The organism is Aliagarivorans marinus DSM 23064, assembly GCF_000429485.1.
GTDB lineage: Bacteria > Pseudomonadota > Gammaproteobacteria > Enterobacterales > Celerinatantimonadaceae > Aliagarivorans > Aliagarivorans marinus.
On record NZ_KE386910.1, the window covers coordinates 57,008 to 76,863 of the forward strand.

Below are 19,856 nucleotides of genomic sequence, written 5' to 3' on the forward strand. Positions count from 1 at the left end.
GCTTTAGTAGCAGTGCTTGCTAGCAGCCGGAGGCGCAGTGGACGCGACACTGTTTGTTACCCCAATCATTTTACGCATGTTGGAGCGGCTATTGGTCGTTGCCATCGGCGGTCTAACCATCTATCTCGGCTACCGGCTGTTTATTAACTTGCCGCTGCAGACCAATCAGCAAGGTAAGATTGAGCTTCCCGGGTTGTCTGTCACCCTGAGCAAAGTGGGGCCGGGGATCTTCTTTTGCGCGTTTGGCTGTCTGGTTATCGCCTATGCGCTGGCTAAACCGGTCTCCAGTCAGTTTACCCAACAGATTGCGTCTACCAGTGATGGATTGGTGGCCGATGCAGAGCCGAGCGCTATCAGTGGTAGCTTCACTGGCATGAGCAGTGTTGCTCCGGTCGACGATGCCGATGTAGACAGGGCACGGGCGCGCATTATCGAGCAGATCGGGCAACTTAACTGCCTTCACCAGCAACAAGCGGAAAACACCGCCCTCTATCAACGCAGCTCCGCGGCTGTCGCAGAAGCCAAGGCCTTGATGCTAGCATCTGTTTGGAGCGAACAATGGGGCGAGCAAGCACAGCTACGTTTTGGTCAAGCAAGTATCGAGAACGAGGCCTTGCTTGCGCTGTATACGGAGGTTGTATGCGCTCAGTAGTAGCCAAGCTAGCAGTTGTGTTGACGGTATTTCTGGGACTCGCCGCAAGTGTCGGTGCGGCCTTGGCGCGCGACTATAGCGCGATGTACTCAGCCGCCGAACTTAAACGCGTGAGTGAGGTTTACGGGGCCAATATTGAAGCGGTGCTGTACGACGACTTGCGCCCTCACTTGACCCAAGACGAGCTGGCATCGCTGGCGCGAGTGCGTTTGTATCAACCTTGGGAACGCACCGAAGACCCCTTTGAGTTTGCTGCCGATAGCGCGCAGGGGATTATCTTGATTCCCGCTCTTTCAGTAAAGTTTCTCGATGATTTGGCCATCGCTACCGCCTGGTTCGAGCGTTTTGCTTGCGACAAGCAGGCGATTTTCGATTATCTGGCAGCGCTGGATTTCTCTGCACAGCCGCTGGACGCACCGCTTAAGGCCTTGGGAGTACCCGATAAGGCCTATCTGCTCGATGAGTATGTTGATGATGTGTCGCAAAAGTTGCTCAAGTCGGCACTGGGATTTATCTTGCTACACGAGCTTGGCCATGTGCATTTTCGCCACAAGGGCTATGAACTGATTAGTGCTGAGCAAGCCCAGCGCCAAGAGGCCCAGTCTGATGCCTTTGCCTTAGCCATTTTGCGTCGAGTGCACCTGCCGCCGATGGGGATGGCGTTGTGGTTTTCTGTGGTGGCAGTGCGTGACCCGCTAAGCGCCGGGTCGCCGCGGCAAACCCATCCTCTGAGTGCGCAGCGGCTCCGGGCGATTGCCGAGGCGCTCAGAGACAGGCCTGAGGATTTTGTCGAAGCGGGTAACCGCGACCGTTGGGATGCCAACACCATCAATGACATTGCCAAGCAGTTTGATGTTATCGCCGACACCTTAGCCGATGCACAAGCGCGCCAATTGCTGCGTCAGCGGGGTGAAGCGCTCGACCCAAGCAAGCTAGCGAAAAGTTGCCCCGGCGCTAACTAAGGGTTTGATTAAGGACTTTGGCTAAGGGCTCGAGTCATCGGCTGATTTAAAGCTGTATAGCGGCGATTTATCACTAGCGACAAAAGGTCTGTTCGTCGCCTTGGGCGATTGCGTGCAGGGCCTGCCATATTCCTTGCAAACCATTGTTCCGTGACTCACTAAGGTGTTGGGCTAGCCCGAGTCGGGTGAGTAGGGCGGCAAACTCGCTTTGTGCCTGAGAAAGGGGGTAACTATCGAGGCAGGCAAGCAGCATCACCAGCAGGCCGCGAATGATCTTAGCGTTGCTGTCCAACTGCAGTTGCTGCTGCTCGAAGCTCAGCCATACATCGCTCTCACAACCATCGATAAGGTGGGCCTCTTGGCGCAGCGCCGGGTCGGCTTTACCCAAGCCTTTAGCCAGCAACAGCAGCTGGCGATAACGTTCTTCCCAAGCACGGCAATCGCTAAAGCGCTGCTCGATGGCGTCTAAGTCAAGTTGCAGCAGTTTAGTCATCGCCTAATAGCTCCACACAGTGATCGATGGCCTGCATCAGTGCATCGACATCAGCAGGCTCGTTGTACAGACCAAAGGAGATCCGCAGGCTGCCTACGTCGCTCAGCTTGGCGCTAAGTGGCATGGCACAGTGATGGCCACAGCGCAGGGCGATCCCTTGCTGGTCTAGCAGGGTGGCGGCATCCTGTGGGTGAATATCGCGTAGGCGAAAGGCGATGACCGAGGTTTGTAGCATCGGTTTAGCCAGCAGCTCTACCTCGGGGTGAGTGGCGAGTTGCTGTAAGGCGTAGCTGAGAAGCTGGCGCTCATGGCGATGACGCTCGCTAAACTCGATATCGGCCAAAAACTGCGCGGCAGCGCCCATGCCCAATGCGCCGATAATATTCGGGGTACCTGCTTCTAAGCGGTAGGGCAGTTGGTTCCACTCGCTGCCGCTTAGGCTTACCTTGCTGATCATCTCACCGCCAAACTTGCTGGGTTGCAGCGCGTCCAACGCGGCGGGTTTGCCATAGAGGGCGCCAATGCCGGTGGGACCATACATCTTGTGGCCGGAGAACACGTAGTAGTCGCAATCTAACTGGTTCACATCGACCTTGAGGTGGGCCACCGCTTGTGCGCCGTCTACCAATACCTTGGCACCAAACTGCTGGGCCAGGCGGGCAACCCGCGCGACCGGATTGATCGCACCCGTGGTATTCGAGACATGGGCGATTGCCACCAATTTGCAGCGCTTAGATAGCTGCGCCTCGAAGTAGGCGATATCGAGGTCGCCATTTTCCAGTACGGGAATGTAGCGCAAGCTGGCGCCAGTGGTGGCAGCGAGCTGTTGCCAGGTCACCAGGTTGGCGTGGTGCTCAAGCTCTGTGGTCCAGATTTCATCATCGGCTGTGAGCAAATGGGTAAGCCCGGATGCGACCGTGTTGATGGCATCGGTGGTGCCTGAGGTCCAGATAAGTTGCTCGGCTTGCGCGCCGATATGTGCCGCAACTAATTGACGTGCTTTGTTAAATTTGTCGGTAGCCTGACGTGCCAAAGTGTGGCCGGAGCGGTTGACATTCGCATGTCCGGCGCGACAATAGTTAACTTGTGCATCAATAACACTCTGGGGAAGTTGAGTGGAAGCGGCACTATCCAGGTATACCGGGAAGCGATCTTTAGTTGAAAAACATGGAAAGAGAGATCGAAATGCTGTTTGGCTCACGCGCTTGTTCGGCTTGATTAAAAGGGCTTTATTGTAGTTCCAAGTACCGCGCTAATCCAGCTACCTGAGACCTTACTATCTGGATGATGGTGAAATGAGAAAATGTTTATTTTTCTCTCCCAAATTTGCAGCCGAAGCGCTATAGTATGCGCGTTTTTTGTCGGGTTATTCTGGTAGTTATCTCAAAGCGCCGACCTTGTCGGATACCTAAAGCGCGCTATTCACACGCTCACCGCTGCACCGGTTGCGAGTTCTTCAACTCCCGGTTTGCCTGTATGTGCTTGACTTGCGTTCGCCATTTCTTCGCTTGGCCAGAGTTCAAACTCGGTGCGTGACAAGATTTTCGCTGTGATGAGTGCGTGGCTCATTGCGGCCACAGTATCAATTTCTTCGTTTTAAATGTGTGCCAATGGAGTGGAATACATGCACGTTTTATTACCCTTTTTATTACCCCTCGTTTTTTTAATCTTTCCTGTTGAAGCTTTTGCCTCTGAAGCCGGTGTTAGTCTGGTCGACTCATGGGTGGGCACCAGTTCGTTAGTGGTGTTTGCCATTGCCTACCTGTTGGTGATGAGTGAAGAGGTGATTCACCTTCGCAAATCCAAGCCGGTACTGGTGGCGGCCGGTCTTATCTGGTTGTTTATTGCCATGTTCTATCATGGCAGCGATCAGCAGCACTTGGTGACCGATGCCTTCCGCCATAACTTGCTTGAATTTGCTGAGCTGATGCTGTTCCTGCTGGTGGCGATGACCTATATCAACGCGATGGAAGAGCGGCGCTTGTTCGATGCGCTGCGTGCGTGGCTGGTCAGCAAGAATCTGACCTACCGTAAGCTGTTTTGGCTCACCGGTGCCTTGGCTTTCGTGATTTCGCCGATTGCCGATAACCTGACCACCGCGCTGCTGATGTGTGCGGTGGTGACTAAGGTGGCTAAGGGCAACAGCCGTTTTATTAACTTGGCCTGTATCAACATCGTGGTGGCAGCGAATGCTGGTGGTGCGTTTAGCCCCTTTGGTGATATCACCACCCTGATGGTCTGGCAAAAAGGCTTGGTGGAGTTTAGCCAGTTCTTCGCGTTGATGGTTCCTTCGCTGGTGAATGCGGTGATCCCCGCCGCCATTATCTCGCTGTTTATCGGCAATGAAGTGGTGCAAGCCTCCGACGAAAAAGTCGAGATGAAGCGCGGTGCCAAGCGGATTGTGTTGCTGTTCTTGTTCACCGTAGCCACCGCTGTGATGGTCCATAGCCTGTTCCACCTGCCGCCAGTGATGGGCATGATGACCGGCCTGGGCTATTTGCAGTTCTTCGGCTTCTTCCTGCGTAAAACGCTGGCGCGTAGCCTTCACCGTAAGGCGCTTAGCGCGATTCAACATGGTGATGACGCGCGCTTGCGCTCGCTCGGCAGCATCGTCCCGTTTGACGTGTTTAACCGGGTTGCGCGCGCCGAATGGGATACCTTGTTGTTCTTCTACGGGGTGGTGATCTGTGTCGGCGGCCTTGGGTTTATCGGCTATCTGGAGCTGGCCTCGAACCTGATGTACAACAACTGGGATGCCACCTACGCCAACATCGCGGTGGGTGTGCTTAGCGCCATCGTCGATAACATCCCGGTGATGTTTGCGGTGCTAACCATGGAGCCAAGCATGTCCCTTGGCCAATGGCTACTGGTTACCTTAACCGCCGGAGTTGGGGGTAGCATGCTGTCCATCGGCTCGGCAGCGGGCGTGGCCTTGATGGGGCAGGCGCGCGGCCATTACACCTTTATCAGCCATCTGCGCTGGAGTCCGGTGATCGCGCTGGGCTATCTGGCCTCGGTGGCATGTCATATTTGGCTAAACGGCTCGTTGTTTTAATGCCGCGTTAGTCATTGATAGAGGGCGCCGATTGGCGCCTTTTTTGTGTCTTCCTGTCGATAGGAGCCTTTGAATGCGCCGTTTGCTAATGGGTATTTCGCGCTGTTGCGCATTTTGCGGGCTAGAATTTCATAAGTTTCATGGTCAGTGCGACATGCGTTGCCTTTGTCATAAAGCCATTAAAAACCTACGGATTATTAAGATTTAACAACATGGGTTGTCACAAATCATAAGTTACCGGGGCAGTGGCTTTGTTATCCTCGCTGCAGCTGTTAATAAAGTGAAGAACACCATGACTATTGATGTAATCGATGCCGAACAGGCGAATGTAGAAATCAGTGATGCAGAGCGCGTAAGCGAGCTCGATTTGGCACGCGCCAATGCGCTCAAGCCGGTCAACCCGCCGCTGGTGACCAATATGTATACCGCAGACCCCTCTGCCCATGTATTTAATGGCAAGATCTATATCTATCCTTCGCACGATGTCGACAACGGTCAGCCGCTGAATGACAACGGCGATCATTTTGATATGCGCGACTATCACGTGTATTCGCTAGAACGCCCACAAGGTCTGGTGACTGACCACGGCAATGCACTGGATGTTAAAGACGTGCCATGGGCCGAGCGTCAGATGTGGGCACCTGATGCTGCGGAAAAAGACGGCAAGTACTACCTGTACTTCCCTGCGCGTGATTACGATGGGATCTTCCGCATCGGTGTCGCGGTTGGCAATGCGCCAGAAGGACCATTCGTTCCAGAAGCTAAGCCTATTGAAGGCAGCTTCAGTATCGACCCTGCGGTGCTGCAAGATGATGACGGCGCCTACTACATCTACTTCGGTGGTCTGTGGGGCGGTCAGCTGCAAAACTGGCGTAATGGCGAGTTTGGTGAGGAAGTGTTCCCAGCCGACGACAAGCCAGCGCTTAAGCCGATTGTCGCCAAACTTAGCGACGACATGCTGCAGTTTGCCGAGAGCCCGCTGGAAATTGATATCTTAGACGAGCAGGGCAATCTGCTAACGGCCGGCGACAACGACCGTCGCTACTTTGAAGGCCCTTGGGTGCATAAGTATCAGGGCAAATACTACCTGTCGTACTCCACCGGCGATACCCACAAGATTGTCTATGCAACCAGTGACTCACCTTATGGACCGTTTACCTATCAAGGCGTGATCTTGGAGCCAGTATTGGGCTGGACCACCCACCACTCAATCTGTGAGTTTGAAGGCAAGTGGTACCTGTTCTATCACGACAGCAGCCTGTCAGGTGGTCAAACCCACCTGCGTAGCATCAAGATGTCTGAGCTGCATTATGATGAAGACGGCCGTATCCAGACCATCAAGCCGTATTACGATTAAGCGTTAATCGCGTAAGTCATTAAGCCGCAGTCCTGTATACAGGCTGCGGCTTTTCTGTTTTCAGGAAGCGGGTTTATACCAATCCGGATAAGTAAGTGATCAGAGATTGCGCAGGGAAAATCATTGAAGACGAGGAAGCGCTTGCCGTGACTAGTGGGCTAATTACAAAAGCGTTGACGCTGTCATCAATGATTTTAACCGGTAAGAATGAGCAGTTACTTATCCGGATTGGTATTATTAGCTAACCGAGCGGGCGGTTTCCTCTAGTACGCTCACCGCGAGCTGCGCCTGATCGGCGGGTACAAAGATATGGTCGTGGTAGAACGCGGCAATCACGTTTGCGCTAATGCCATTTGAGGCCAGTGCGGCCGACACTGCAGCGGTTAAGCCCACCGCGTCGAGGCTGGAGTGAACCGACAACGTGATGCAGCGGAACACCGATTGATAGGTCACACCTTGGGCCTGCGCCTGCTCACGTGGCACCACTAGGGTCATGGCTTCTTGCTCTTGAAACATCGCTACCGGATTGAGCTGGGCACCATCGCCATAAGCGCCTTGCTCCAGGGCGATGAATACATACTCTTGCGCCATCAGTTGGGGCTGCATACTGCTTATCAGTTTGGCTAGATCGGTTTCACCGCTCATTGTCTGATCCTTGTAAGTTGAGTTGTCTATATCTAACAAATATCGTAACCATCTACTTTTAAAATTAGTGCTTGGTGTTAGCAAGTACCTTTTGATCGCAGTTTAGTCGGTTCTTTTTTAGTTTCTGACTTAAGCGAACTCACATCAAAATAACCAGATACCATAATTTAGATATGATTTATTGCGATTGTTTTGGCTTGTCACCGCGCCGTACACTGGCCGCATCTGCAATCAGAATATCCGTTGAAACAGATATTTTTGTTCAATTAAGGATCGCAATATGAAATATCTATACATTGTCCGTGGCCCATTTGGAACCGGCAAAACCGAGTTTGCCCGTACCATTACCAGTAACGTGGTCTCGTGCTGGGATTACTATGCCTCTCATGGCGAAAACAAATGGAATGAAGATCTTAAGCCCTTCGCTGATAACTACTGCCACAAGCAAGTAGACACCTTTATGCAAGAAGGCCGTGAAGTGATCGCGGTAACCAACTCGTTCTCACAAAACTCCGACCTTGACTATTACTACGAGCTGGCTGAGAAGCAGGGCTACAAAGTGTTCTCATTGGTGATGGACTGCCGTGACCACGAAGAGTACAAGCGTGATGCTCCGCAAAGCGTGGTACTGAAGCAGATCTTGAATCTGAAGAACAACTTGACCTTCCATCACTATTTCTAAAAATCGGCCAGACTGCTTACTTGAGCGCCGGCAAATGCCGGCGTTTTCGGTGAAGACACTAGGAGGTAACCGCTATCGGGTGGCATCTACTTCCATCACCAAAGCGGCATAAGGTTCGAGCTTTAGACCTGTCAATCTAGTGGGAGTATTTGAAATATTGCTGAGTAAGACCTCGAGTAATTTTTCTTGATAGCTTCGTTCTAGGTGCTTTGCTGTAAAGTTAGCCACAATCAACAGGCACTGGTGCTGGTCATAACGAAGGTAGGCGTATACCTCGGAGTCTTCAGGATCAAGGAGTTGATAATGCCCGTAGGTGATGGTGTCGCCATATTGTGGGCTTTGCCGTAGGGCAATCAAGGCGCGGTAGTGATGAAATGTAGAGTTGGGGTTTGCTCTTGCCGTTTCGGCATTTATATCTAGGTAGTTGGGGTTAATACTTAGCCACGGAACACCTTGGCTGAAGCCCGCGTTCTCATGCTTGTTCCAGTGAACTGGACAGCGCGCATGGTCGCGCGAGAAGCGATTTAGAAAGTCGAGGGCTTGCTGTTTACTGTCACCGCGAGCCAGTATCTTTTGGTAGTGAAAGTGCGCCATCAAATCATTGTACTCGCTGATGTCCGAAAAACACTGATTGGTCATAGCGATCTCTTCCCCCTGATAAATATAGGGTGTACCGCTCATACAGTGGAGCACGGTTGCAAGCATCTTGGCGCTTGTTTCTCGATAGCGCGGAGAATCGTCGCCATAGCGGGAAACCGCTCTGGGTTGGTCGTGATTGCTCCAGTAAACGCTGTTCCAGCCTTGACCATGTAAGGCAAGTTGCCACTTGCTCATTACCTGTTTGTATTCGAGCAAGCTAAATGGCAAGGCCCGGGCGTTGTGTTCCTCGCGGTCGATACTGACATGATCAAATTGGAAGATCATGCTTAGTTCATTGCGCGCTGGATGACTGTAGTAGCGACCATCTAAAGGCGTTGTGAAGGGAGTTTCTCCTACGGTTAGCACGTCGTAGTGCGAGAGTACCTCGCGGTACATTTCACGTAAGTACTGATGGCAGCCATGGTTATTGGCCCAGTGTTCCCAACCAGCTACTCCTTCATCAAAGATGGTTGCGTCGGGGAAGTCCGACGGTTTAGCGATCATGTTAATCACATCCATGCGAAAGCCACTGATGCCTTTTCTCAACCAGAAATGCATGACTTGGTAAATAGCTTGTCTTACTTGTGGGTTATGCCAATTTAAATCGGGTTGGGAAGGGGCGAATAGGTGTAAATAGTACTGCTTGCTCGCATTATCATAAGTCCACGCTTTTTTTGTGAAAAAGGACTCCCAGTTATTTGGCTCGCTACCATCGCCTTTAGCGGGCTTCCATATATACCAGTCGCGTTTCTCGTTTTCTTTCGATGATTTTGATTCGATAAACCAAGGGTGTTGTTCTGAGGTGTGATTGGCCACTAGATCCATGATTATTCGAATGTTGCGTTTACTACATTCGGTGATTAATTCTTCCATATCAGCCATTGAGCCATACTCGGGCGCAATTTCGTAATAATCAGAAATATCATAGCCATTATCTTTCATCGGTGAGGCGTATACCGGGCTGAGCCAAATCACGTTCGCGCCAAGTTCTTCGATGTGCGATAACTTGCTGATAATGCCCGGGATGTCGCCGACTCCATCAGCGTTTGAGTCACAAAAACTACGTGGATAAATCTGATACACAACGGCGTTATGCCACCATTTACGTTCCATAGTGTGGCTCTCCTAGTAAGCGCTCAATCTATGCGCTTTAAACGAAACTTAAATTAATGAATTTATTATCGTATTTTTAGTTGCTTTGGTTTTTGCTTGCTAAGTTTTTGATTTTATTTGTTGTGGTGGTGTTTTCTGATATCTAGCTCACATTAAACTATTTGGCTTATTTTATTATGTAGTAGCTCGTAATTGTAAAAATGTTATTGAACGTAATTGGACAATAAAAATAACGCATGGAGCTACTACGATGAAAACCTCTGCATTAACGATAACGCTACTCGCTTCAATTGGGACAGGTAGTGTGACTGCAAGCGATCTATTGTTTGAGCCTGGCAAAGACAGCCGCTTTAACTGGGATAGTTATAGTGAACTGAAAAAAGTTGATTTGAAAGGTCAAACGTTAACCATCGCGGGACCATGGTTGGGTGCTGATAAAGAGCTGGCAGAAAGCGTACTCGCCTATTTCGAGGCGGCAACAGGTGTTGATATCCAATACGCCGGTTCAGATTCATTTGAGCAGCAAATCGTCATCGACGTACAAGCTGGCAGCCCACCGGATATCGCTATTTTCCCTCAGCCCGGCTTGGCTGCAGATCTCGCGGCAAAAGGCTTCCTGTCCCCGTTGGATGAACAACTCGGCAAGTGGGTTGAAGAGAATTATGCCGCTGGTAGCTCATGGGTGGATTTAGGCACCTTTCCCGATCAGCAAGGGCAGGAACAGTTATTTGGCTTCTTCTACAAAATCGACCTCAAATCGCTGGTTTGGTTTGTTCCAGAGAACTTCGAAGACGCCGGCTATGAAGTGCCCGAGTCGATGGAGGAGCTGAAAACACTCACCCAACAGATAGTGGATGATGGCGAAACGCCTTGGTGTATCGGTGTAGGTAGTGGCGGTGCTACCGGTTGGCCAGCTACTGACTGGGTTGAAGACATCATGCTGCGCCTGTTTGAGCCGACGGTATACGATCAGTGGACCACCAACGCGATTCCTTTCAACGACGATAAAGTGATTGAAGCTATTGAGGACTTTGGGTGGTTTGTTAAGAATGACGGCTTTGTCGATGGTGGTGCGCGTGCGGTTGCCGCTACCGACTTCCGCGATAGCCCTAAAGGCTTGTTTAGCTCTCCGCCGCGTTGCTACATGCATCGTCAAGCATCGTTTATCAGCTCGTTCTTTCCTGAAGGTAGTGAATTGGGCGTGGACGCAGACTTCTTCTATTTTCCTGCCTACGCGTCTAAAGATCTCGGCAAGCCCGTTATGGGGGCCGGTACCCTCTGGAGTATTACTAACGACACTCCGGCAGCTCGAGAGTTTATCAAGTTCCTGCAAACCCCAATTGCCCATGAGGTCTGGATGGCACAGTCGGGCTTCTTGACGCCATTTAAATCTGCCAATGTTGAAGCCTACGGTAACGACACGCTGAAAAAGCAAGGGCAGATCTTGCTTGACGCTAGCACCTTCCGCTTTGATGGCTCTGACCTAATGCCTGGCAAAATCGGCGCAGGCGCTTTTTGGACCGGCATGGTTGACTATACCGGCGGTAAGAGTGCTAAAGAGGTTGGTGACTTTATTCAAAGCACCTGGGATACCCTGAAATAAGCCGTTGCAATCAACAGGGGCGACAAACGCCTCTGTTGATATGCGGTTTGCGAGGTTGAAATGACCCATTTGCTTTCTTCGCTGGTGATCATGTTGCTGGGTGTTGCAGCATGTGGTTTCTATTTTGTGTTTAGTAACTGGCTGTTGCTCAGGATCTTTCCTGTTCGACGGGTTTCTTTGCAGCAACAGGCGGTCAACATTCAACGAGCTGCGCTGATACGCCCTTGGCTGTTCTTGGCTCCCGCCTTAGGGTTCCTGGGGTTGTATCTGGTTTATCCGGTCGTCGAGTCTGTGCGGCTATCGTTATTTGACCGTGGTGGCGACGCTTTTGTCGGCGTGGCCAACTATCGCTGGCTGTTTGCCAGTGAAGAGTTCCAAGAGTCGTTGCTGAACAATCTACTGTGGCTACTGGTGGTGCCTGCTTGCTCTACCTTCCTTGGGCTGGTAATTGCTGCCATGACCGACAAGGTGCGGTGGGGCAATATCGCCAAGAGTTTAGTGTTTATGCCCATGGCTATCTCGTTTATCGGTGCGTCGATTATTTGGAAGTTTATCTACGAGTATCGGGGCGAAGGCTCAGAGCAGATTGGCTTGCTCAACGCGGTAGTGGAGTACCTCGGCGGTACTGCGCAGCCCTGGATTACCCTGCATTTTTGGAACAATTTGTTCCTGATGGTCATTCTCGTTTGGATCCAGACCGGTTTTGCCATGGTGATCTTATCTGCGGCCTTACGTGGCATACCCGAAGAAACGGTTGAAGCCGCCGTGCTAGATGGCGCCAATGGCGTACAGATTTTTTTCAAAATTATGATTCCTCAGATCTGGTCCACCATCGCAGTGGTGTGGACCACTATCACCATTACCGTGTTGAAAGTGTTCGACATTGTATTGGCAATGACTAATGGGCAATGGAAGACCCAAGTGCTTGCCAACATGATGTATGACTGGATGTTCCGAGGTGGTGGCGATTTTGGCCGTGGAGCGGCGATTGCGGTGATTATTATGGTCGCGGTTATCCCTGTGATGATCTGGAATATTCGCCAAGCGAATGCACAAATGGAGGGGCGATAGATGGTGACAGTCACTAAACCGCTGTCTTCCACAGACAGCCCATATCAATCCAGAGGTTTGCTTAGCACGCTTAGGCGCTCTCCACTCACGTTATTGACTCACCTATCGGTGATTGTAATCGTGGTGATGTGGACGCTGCCCACTGCGGGCTTATTGATTTCTTCGTTACGTGACAAAGAGCAATTGGCGGTATCGGGCTGGTGGACCTCGCTATCTCCATCTACCCAGCGCTTAATGGTGCGTTCAGTCCCGCCAGACGCACAGCTCGAAGAGGGGGGGCGTTATGTGTTGCGTGGCAAGGTCTCTGACGACCAAGCGTTACAGGTATTGGCATTTGGTTGGTCATCACGAGAGCCTGCGGCTTATGCCGTCGGCGATGTCGCCCAGATGCGTAAAGGCCAAACCTTGAGCATTTCCTCCAATGGTGAGTACGAACTCAGTTCACCTGAGCCTTTTTCCGGGGCGCGTGGCAAGCGGCTATTTTATACCGCCAAGATCCCACCCCGCTTTGGTCTGGATAACTACCGAGAAGTTCTTACTACTGGTGGCATCGGTCAGTCGTTTATCAATTCACTAACAGTAACCATCCCTGCGACCGTGATCCCGATACTGATCGCCGCTTTCGCGGCTTACGCGCTTTCTTGGATGGCAATGCCTGGAAGGGGACTGTTGATTGCATTGATTGTCGGCTTGCTGGTTGTTCCTTTGCAAATGTCACTGATCCCCTTGTTACGCATGTATAACCAAATTGGCAGTACCTTTGGGGTTGATGCCAAGTCTTACCTCGGGATCTGGTTAGCCCATACCGGCTTTGGCTTGCCCTTAGCGATTTATTTGCTGCGTAATTATATTGCTAATCTGCCCAAAGAGATTATCGAGTCGGCGAGGGTGGATGGGGCGAACGATTTCGAGATCTTCACGCGCATCATCCTTCCATTATCATTTCCGGCGCTAGCCTCGTTTGCCATCTTCCAGTTTCTTTGGGTATGGAATGATCTGTTGGTGGCGACGGTGTTCTTGGGCACTGGTGAGCAGCAAATGGTGCTTACCGCTCGTTTGCGGGAGATGCTCGGTTCATATGGCGGAAACTGGGAAGTGCTGACCGCGTCAGCATTTGTGTCGATGGCAGTGCCGCTGTTGGTGTTTTTCTCGTTGCAGCGTTACTTAGTTCGCGGGCTGCTTTCTGGCTCAGTGAAATAGGAGTAAAGGATTATGACAGGCGTAAAGCTGAGTAATATTCGCAAGTCTTATGCGCGTAACGAAGTACTACATGGCATTGATCTAGAAATAGAACTTGGCGAGTTTGTGGTATTTGTTGGACCCTCTGGTTGTGGCAAATCCACTTTGCTGAGAATGATTGCTGGTCTTGAGAGTATTAGCGACGGTGAGATGTACATAGAGGGTGCGCTGGTTAATCATATTCCCGCCTCCATGCGGGGTACCGCCATGGTATTTCAGACCTATGCGCTCTACCCACATATGACGGTTTACGACAATATGGCCTTCGCTATGCGTATCGCCAAGGAGTCCAAGGAAGTCATCGATGAGAAGGTACATCAGGCCGCTGAGTTACTGCAGTTAACCGAGTATTTAGGGCGTTTGCCTAAGGCCTTATCTGGCGGGCAGCGTCAACGGGTAGCGATCGGCCGTGCAATTGTGCGCAGCCCGAAGGTGTTCTTGTTTGACGAACCCTTGTCGAATCTGGATGCCGCTCTGCGAGTGCAGACTCGCATTGAGATTGCCAACCTTAAGGAGAACATGCCTGGCACTACCATGATCTATGTAACCCATGATCAGGTTGAAGCGATGACTTTGGCTGACCGTATCGTGGTGCTTTCTGCTGGGAAAGTTGAGCAGTTTGGCTCGCCGCTTGAGCTCTATACCAACCCGGCCAATTTATTTGTCGCTCGCTTTATTGGCTCGCCTGCGATGAACATATTGCCAGTGGTTCTTGAGCAATCAGGTCCCCATTCTTTGATTCGCTTCACATCAGGTAAGACGCTGAGTGTGCCAGTGGCAAGTGAGCTAATGGAGGAGGGAGCTGAGCTGCAACTAGGTATCCGCTCAGAAGACCTACTGCTCAGCGATAAGCTAAATGCCTTGCTAAGTGGCGAAGTCCAGTTTGTGGAGTCACTCGGTGAAATGACGCTGATACACGTTAAGTGTAAAGAGTCAGACAGCATTATTGTTGCTAAGTTGGTGGGGATTATTGAGCTACATAAGGGCCAAACTGTGCACCTGTCGCTAATGGCGGATAAGGTTCACTTGTTTAACACTGAAGGTCACTCTTTGCGCTACCTTGATCAGCAAAGCTGTGATGCAGGCCAGCAAGCAGAGCAACCAGATTTGGTGACTGATAATGTTTAAGCTTGCTCGAAGATAACAAGTCCCGGATATTAATGAAAATCCCGGGACTCTGCCCTTAGCTCACCAAGGCGCTCTGTGTAGTCCTCAAGGCGTCCGGCGATAACGTGGATGACGTCGCCTTCACGCTCTAATACGCCCACTACCTTCAACACTTTGGCCCGCAAAAAGGCGCTCTTTTGCTTGTGTGAGGTGGCTGACCACACCACCACGTTGATGTTGCCGGTATCGTCTTCCAGGGTGATAAAGGTGACGCCGGCCGCGGTGCCAGGGGATTGTCGCCCGGTGACCACGCCCACTACGCTGACCAAGGTGCCATGCTCCACCTGTTTAAGCTGTTCGGCGCGGCGAAAGCTGCCGAGTCGGCCGTGCTGCTCCAGTAAGGTCACCGGGTGGTGCTCCAGGCTCAGGCCCAAGGCGGCGTAGTCTTCTTTAAGCTGCTCAAGCGGCTGTGGCTTGGCAAGGCGCGGCGGCGGTGACTGTTCCTCGGGGAGGTCTGCAAACAGCGGCAGGGTGTGTGGCTCCATCAGCTCCCAGCGGCTTTGATAGCGGTTGCCACTGAGTGCTTTTAGGGCATCGGCGCTGGCTAAGGCCGCCAGCTCGCCTTGGTGGATATCCAATCGGCGTAGCTGGGAGATGTTTTGGTAGCCATCCGATGGGCGCTCTGCCACCAGCAATTCTGCGGCAGCTTGGCTTAGGCCTTTTACCAAACGCAGCCCCAAGCGCAATGCTTTGTCGCCATTGTGATCGCATAGCAGGTGATCGTAGTCGGAGTGATTAATGCACACCGGCAGCACTTCAACCTTATGGCGACGGGCGTCTTGCACCAGCTGAGAGGGGCTGTAAAAGCCCATCGGGTGGCTATTGAGCAAGGAGCAAAAATAGGCGGCTGGGTAGTAGTGTTTGAGCCAAGCGGAGGCGTAGGCGAGCACCGCAAAGGAGGCGGAGTGGCTCTCCGGGAAGCCATACTCACCAAAGCCACCGATCTGGCGGTAGATCTGCAGGGCAAATTCCTTATCGTAGCCGCGCTTGGTCATGCCCTTGACCAGCTTGTCTTGAAACTTTTGCAGCTCGCCGCTTTTACGCCAAGAGGCCATGGCCCGGCGCAGCTGATCCGCCTCGCCGCCGCTAAAGCCTGCTGCCACCATGGCCAGCTTAATCACCTGCTCTTGGAAGATCGGCACGCCCATGGTGCGCGCTAGCACTTCTTTGACCGCCTCAGAGGGGTAGCTGATCGCTTCTTCACCGTTCCGCCGCTTTAGGTAAGGGTGCACCATATCGCCCTGAATCGGTCCGGGGCGGACGATGGCAATCTGGATAACCAGATCGTAATAGCTGCGCGGTTTTAGCCGGGGCAGCATGCTCATCTGCGCCCGCGACTCAATCTGAAATAGCCCCACGGTATCGGCGCGCTGGATCATCTGATAGACCGCCTGATCATCTTGCATGGCGGTGAGCTGGGCCAGACTGAGTTCGCGCTGGTAGTGCTGCTTCAACAGGCCAAAGCACTTGGACAGTGCAGTGAGCATGCCCAGCGCCAGTACATCCACCTTGAGCAGACCAAGACTTTCCAAGTCGTCTTTATCCCACTGGATCACGGTGCGCCCGGGCATGGCCGCATTCTCAATTGGTACCAGATGATAGAGCGGACCGGCGCTGATTACATAGCCGCCCACATGTTGGGAGAGGTGGCGGGGGAAGCCCATAATCTGCTCTACCAGCGCCACCAGCTGGCGCGCTTTGGGTGAGTCGGGGCTGAGGCCTAGCTCGCTCAGTTGTTGCTGCCAACTGGAATGGCGATCGCGTCGGTCGATGTTTTTGATAAAGAAGTCCAGCTGGTGCTCGGCCAGCCCAAGGGCTTTACCCACCTCACGCAGGGCACTGCGAAAGCGATAGGTGCGCACCGAGGCGGCCAGCGCCGCGCGCTCCCGGCCGTATTTTTGATAGATGTACTGGACCACCTCTTCACGGCGCTGGTGCTCGAAGTCGACATCGATATCCGGCGGCTCATTGCGCTCTTTGCTGATAAACCTCTCGAACAGCAGCGAGATCTGGCGTGGGTCCACCGAGGTGATCTCCAGGCAATAGCAGACCACCGAGTTGGCCGCTGAGCCACGCCCTTGGTAGAGGATCTGTTGGCGGCGAGCAAACTGCACCACATCGTGGATGGTTAAGAAAAAGTGGGCATAGCCTTGCTCGGCAATAAGGCCCAGCTCCTTTTCAATGAGAGTGAGGATCTGCTCATCGGCGCCTTCAGGGAAGCGCTTCTCACAGCCTTGATAGGTCAGTTTGCGCAGATAGCTGTCGGGGCTGTCGCCATCGGGCACCAGTTCGGCAGGGTATTGGTAGCGTAGCGAGTCGAGGTTAAAGTCGCAGCGCTCGGCCAATGTAACGCTCTCGGCCAGCCAAGTGGGGGGAAAGATATGCTGCAGCTTGTCTAAGGGGCGCAGGGCATACTCTTGGTTGGCCAGTAGTTTGCGACCCAACTTGTCTAAGGGGCTGCGCAGACGGATGCCATGCAGGACTTGCTGCATCGGCAGTCGCTCGGGGTGGTGCATCAGCACTCCGCCACAGGCCGTAATCGGCAATTGGTGCTGGGCAGCTAACTGCTCGCAGTGGGCCTGATAGTGGTGATCATTAGCGCGTAAATAGCGGCGAAAACCAATAGCCAGGCGGCTGCGGTGGTAGCTAAGAAGGCTCTGTAAGTGCTGGTGGTCGCGTTCATCGCCACGGGGCAGCCACAATAGCAGGCAGTGCTTCATGGTGTTGAGATCCCACTGGCTGAACTGATAGCTGCCTTTCTCAGCCCGGCGCCGGGCATTGGTGATCACCCGGCACAACTCGCTATAAGCGGGCTGATTAGGGCAGAGCGCCACCACGCTGATCCCCTCAAAACGCAGCAGGCTGCCAACGATCAGCTTGAGCGGTAACTGTAACTCTTTGATGCGTTGGTGGGCTTTCACCACCCCGGCTAAGGAGCACTCATCGCACAGCGCCAGCGAGTGATAGCCCAGCTCGGCGGCGCGCTCCACCAGCTCTTCCGGGTGAGAAGCGCCATGCAGAAAGCTGAAATTACTCTGGCTAAATAGCTCGGCGTAGCCCATCAGCTGAAATACCCATGGACAAACCATTGCTGCTGCGGGGTACGAAACACCCACAGATACTGGCCGTCGCCGCTGAGCGCAATAAAGTAGTCACGCTCGATGGGCTGCTGATCCCACCAGCCAGCAACAAGCCGCTCCGGGCCTTGCTGCAGGGTGATAGGATGCTTTAACGGCTGGGGAGATGGCAGCAGCAGGCTAGGGCGCAGTACCTGCTCGGCGATGAGGGCACTGGCGGGGGCCAGATCGCCGGGATGGGGGACGCTGGCTCGTTCAGGGCGGAGATCATCGAAGCGATCGATGCCGGTCAGGCAGACATCACCCAGCCGAGTGCGCAGCTGCGCCACCAAGCTGCTAGCCGGAATAGCGGCGTGCTGCTGGTTGAACAGATCGGCCTTATCACCAGCCAGCGGCTGCGCATGACAAAGACTCAGGCTAAGCCGATAAACCGGTGCGGCCAGTGGATGACGCTCCAGGCGCAGCGCAAACAGCTTAAGCCACTGGGCGGCACTGTTTTGCCCGGCGGGGGCGTGGATTTGTAGCGTTTGCTCTGGCTGTTCGCGAAAGATCAAGCTTAGCTGCATTCGCGGTGCGCCCAGCTGGCGTTGACGCAGATGCTGCTCGAGCTGTTTGAGCAATGGCTCGAGTATCTTGAGTAGCTGGGGGCTCTGCTTTATCTCGTAGCTTAGCTCGCAGTGGCGCTGAAACTGCTCGGGCGCTTGATAGCCGGGGAGGTTTAACGGCAGCTTGCCTTGCAGCTGTGCTAGGTAGGCCTGCGATGCAGGGTCGAGCCGTTCAATCAGCTCGCTGCGGGGCAGGGCCTCCAGCTCGCCCACGGTTTGCAGGCCTAGCCGCTCAAAGTGGCTGAGCTGCTTGTCTGGAAAGTCGCAGCAGGCCAAGGGCAGGGCCTGCAAGCGTTGCGCGCTTTGTTCATGCGTAAGCAGTTGGTCGGTCTCTGCCCGAGCCAGCAGCTTGGCGGCTAATAAGGTGGTGGCGCTGGCAAAGTGGTAACGGAGCGGCAGCGGCGCGAGCTGTGCTTGTAGCTGCTGCCAGTAGCTGCCGAGATCTTGATATAGCTGGCCCATGGTATCGAGGCGTAAGCCCAAGCCCTGGGGCGGATCGAGGCTGATATCGCCATTCAGGCTATATAGCTGCTCGGCCAGTTGCTCGAGTGCGTCTTGCTCCAATTCGCTTTGATAGGCATAGACCTGCAGCTTTTCCACCAAGGCTGCGGCGCTGGCTAGCCCCATACCTACCTGCAGGCCCTCTTTAATGGTGGTATCGCTGAGCTGCACCAACTGGTGGCTGTGTGGGTCGACTACCGCCTCAAGTGCTTGGGGGACGCCTTCTTCAGTACAGATCTGAGCATCGCTATTATTTGCAGGCATGACCATGCTATCGAGCTGCAGGCGCGGGAAATACAGGTAGAGCCAGAACATCTATCCCACCTTCTCCTGTGGGAAAGGGATAACCTGAGAGGCTTGCTGCTGGGTTAGCTCTGGCCAGTGGCGGGTAAAGTGAATCAAGCGGCTTTGCCCCGGCCAGCCACCGCGGCGTTTGAGTACCGTGACCTGCAAACCTTGCGGATGCGCCTGTAGTTCCAGTTGCAGGTCGAAGGGTAGCGAGAACTGGCTGTCGTGGGGCGGGTAGAAGGCAAATAGGCGGCTGTCACCGTGCTGGCAGGCCAGCTGCAAGCGCTTGAGTTGTGCCACATTCATTCCCTGTTGCCATAACAGTACATGGCTGCTGCCGCTGAGCAGGCACTGCTCGGTGGCCCACAAGGTCTCCTTGGCGCTATTGGGGCGCAGCACCAATAGCTGATGGTTGCCAATACCGTGCTGGGCAAAAAACTCCGCATTGGGCAGGGCGGGGGGATTAATCAAGATCCACAGCCGTTGCTGCTGTTGCAGCTGGGGCATAAGCAGGCGCAGCTCGCCCACCGCGGGTTGGGTATGTAAGGCGGTGACCCCTTGGGCCGGAAAGCCGCCTTGTAACAGCTCGTCCAGCTCGGGGTAGCCACTGCTTTTCTTGGGGAGATTCTGGGTTTTAAAGCCTCGCCAGACTTGCTGGTGGGCGAGCAGTTGTTCGAGACTCATAATACGATGCTGCACTGTATATA

Annotated in this window: 16 protein-coding genes; 9 read left to right on the plus strand and 7 right to left on the minus strand. The window is 53.3% G+C overall.

Features of this window, described 5'->3' with window-relative positions; all coding sequences use genetic code 11:
- Nucleotides 1-37: 37 nt before the first annotated feature.
- Together G461_RS0121865 and G461_RS0121870 are read left to right on the plus strand one after the other, a co-directional pair.
- Nucleotides 38-652: a hypothetical protein gene (locus tag G461_RS0121865; RefSeq protein WP_157360402.1), complete on the plus strand. Its 615-nt coding sequence runs from the start codon at nt 38-40 to the stop codon at nt 650-652.
- Nucleotides 640-1,614 (plus strand): M48 family metalloprotease, encoded by a 975-nt coding sequence (locus G461_RS0121870; RefSeq protein WP_026973457.1) that lies wholly within the window; start codon nt 640-642, stop codon nt 1,612-1,614. The genes G461_RS0121865 and G461_RS0121870 overlap by 13 nt, the downstream gene beginning before the upstream one ends.
- Before the next feature lie 73 nt (nt 1,615-1,687).
- Here the strand turns inward: G461_RS0121870 and G461_RS0121875 are convergent, their stop codons facing one another.
- Both G461_RS0121875 and G461_RS0121880 read right to left on the minus strand, forming a co-directional pair.
- Nucleotides 1,688-2,107 (minus strand): SufE family protein, encoded by a 420-nt coding sequence (locus tag G461_RS0121875; protein ID WP_035481133.1) that lies wholly within the window; start codon nt 2,105-2,107, stop codon nt 1,688-1,690.
- Entirely contained in the window at nt 2,100-3,308 is a 1,209-nt protein-coding gene (locus tag G461_RS0121880; protein WP_026973459.1) for an aminotransferase class V-fold PLP-dependent enzyme, read from the minus strand. Before G461_RS0121880 ends, G461_RS0121875 begins: the two co-directional genes overlap by 8 nt.
- 423 nt (nt 3,309-3,731) lie before the next feature.
- Here G461_RS0121880 and nhaD point away from each other — a divergent pair, with 423 nt between their 5' ends.
- Together nhaD and G461_RS0121890 are read left to right on the plus strand one after the other, a co-directional pair.
- Nucleotides 3,732-5,162, plus strand: coding sequence for a sodium:proton antiporter NhaD (nhaD, locus tag G461_RS0121885; protein WP_035478594.1), 1,431 nt, complete (start codon nt 3,732-3,734; stop codon nt 5,160-5,162).
- Nucleotides 5,163-5,454: 292 nt separating this feature from the next.
- Complete coding sequence (locus tag G461_RS0121890; protein ID WP_211236309.1) at nt 5,455-6,519, plus strand: glycoside hydrolase family 43 protein; 1,065 nt, start codon at nt 5,455-5,457, stop codon at nt 6,517-6,519.
- Between the two features lie 237 nt (nt 6,520-6,756).
- Here the strand turns inward: G461_RS0121890 and G461_RS0121900 are convergent, their stop codons facing one another.
- A complete protein-coding gene (locus G461_RS0121900; protein ID WP_026973462.1) occupies nt 6,757-7,164 on the minus strand; it encodes an ACT domain-containing protein in 408 nt (135 codons plus the stop codon).
- 280 nt (nt 7,165-7,444) lie between these two features.
- Here G461_RS0121900 and G461_RS0121905 point away from each other — a divergent pair, with 280 nt between their 5' ends.
- On the plus strand, nt 7,445-7,846 hold the full coding sequence (locus tag G461_RS0121905) for a hypothetical protein (RefSeq protein ID WP_026973463.1): 402 nt from the start codon (nt 7,445-7,447) through the stop codon (nt 7,844-7,846).
- Between the two features lie 72 nt (nt 7,847-7,918).
- On the opposite strand, the gene G461_RS0121910 is transcribed toward G461_RS0121905, so the two are convergent.
- Nucleotides 7,919-9,598, minus strand: coding sequence for a glycoside hydrolase family 13 protein (locus G461_RS0121910; protein WP_026973464.1), 1,680 nt, complete (start codon nt 9,596-9,598; stop codon nt 7,919-7,921).
- A 304-nt stretch (nt 9,599-9,902) separates the two neighbouring features.
- Between G461_RS0121910 and G461_RS0121915 the strand changes: the two genes are divergently transcribed.
- Genes G461_RS0121915 through G461_RS25175 form a run of 4 tightly spaced genes read left to right on the plus strand, consistent with a single transcriptional unit; the run spans nt 9,903 to nt 14,639 of the window.
- Nucleotides 9,903-11,201, plus strand: coding sequence for an ABC transporter substrate-binding protein (locus G461_RS0121915; RefSeq protein WP_245587202.1), 1,299 nt, complete (start codon nt 9,903-9,905; stop codon nt 11,199-11,201).
- A gap of 60 nt (nt 11,202-11,261) precedes the next feature.
- A complete protein-coding gene (locus tag G461_RS0121920) occupies nt 11,262-12,272 on the plus strand; it encodes a carbohydrate ABC transporter permease (RefSeq protein WP_026973466.1) in 1,011 nt (336 codons plus the stop codon).
- Nucleotides 12,273-13,472, plus strand: a complete 1,200-nt coding sequence (locus G461_RS0121925; RefSeq protein ID WP_084429476.1) for a carbohydrate ABC transporter permease — start codon at nt 12,273-12,275, stop codon at nt 13,470-13,472.
- Nucleotides 13,473-13,484: 12 nt separating this feature from the next.
- Entirely contained in the window at nt 13,485-14,639 is a 1,155-nt protein-coding gene (locus G461_RS25175; protein ID WP_084429478.1) for an ABC transporter ATP-binding protein, read from the plus strand.
- Between the two features lie 29 nt (nt 14,640-14,668).
- Here G461_RS25175 and G461_RS0121935 read toward each other — a convergent pair whose 3' ends face one another.
- The 3 genes from G461_RS0121935 to imuA are packed head-to-tail and all read right to left on the minus strand — an operon-like array spanning nt 14,669 to nt 19,833.
- Entirely contained in the window at nt 14,669-17,740 is a 3,072-nt protein-coding gene (locus tag G461_RS0121935) for an error-prone DNA polymerase (protein ID WP_026973468.1), read from the minus strand.
- Nucleotides 17,740-19,176 carry a Y-family DNA polymerase gene (locus tag G461_RS0121940; protein ID WP_026973469.1) on the minus strand — a complete coding sequence of 479 codons (1,437 nt, stop codon included), beginning with the start codon at nt 19,174-19,176 and terminating at the stop codon, nt 17,740-17,742. Before G461_RS0121940 ends, G461_RS0121935 begins: the two co-directional genes overlap by 1 nt.
- Nucleotides 19,177-19,833 (minus strand): translesion DNA synthesis-associated protein ImuA, encoded by a 657-nt coding sequence (gene imuA, locus G461_RS0121945; protein ID WP_026973470.1) that lies wholly within the window; start codon nt 19,831-19,833, stop codon nt 19,177-19,179.
- Nucleotides 19,834-19,856: the final 23 nt, after the last annotated feature.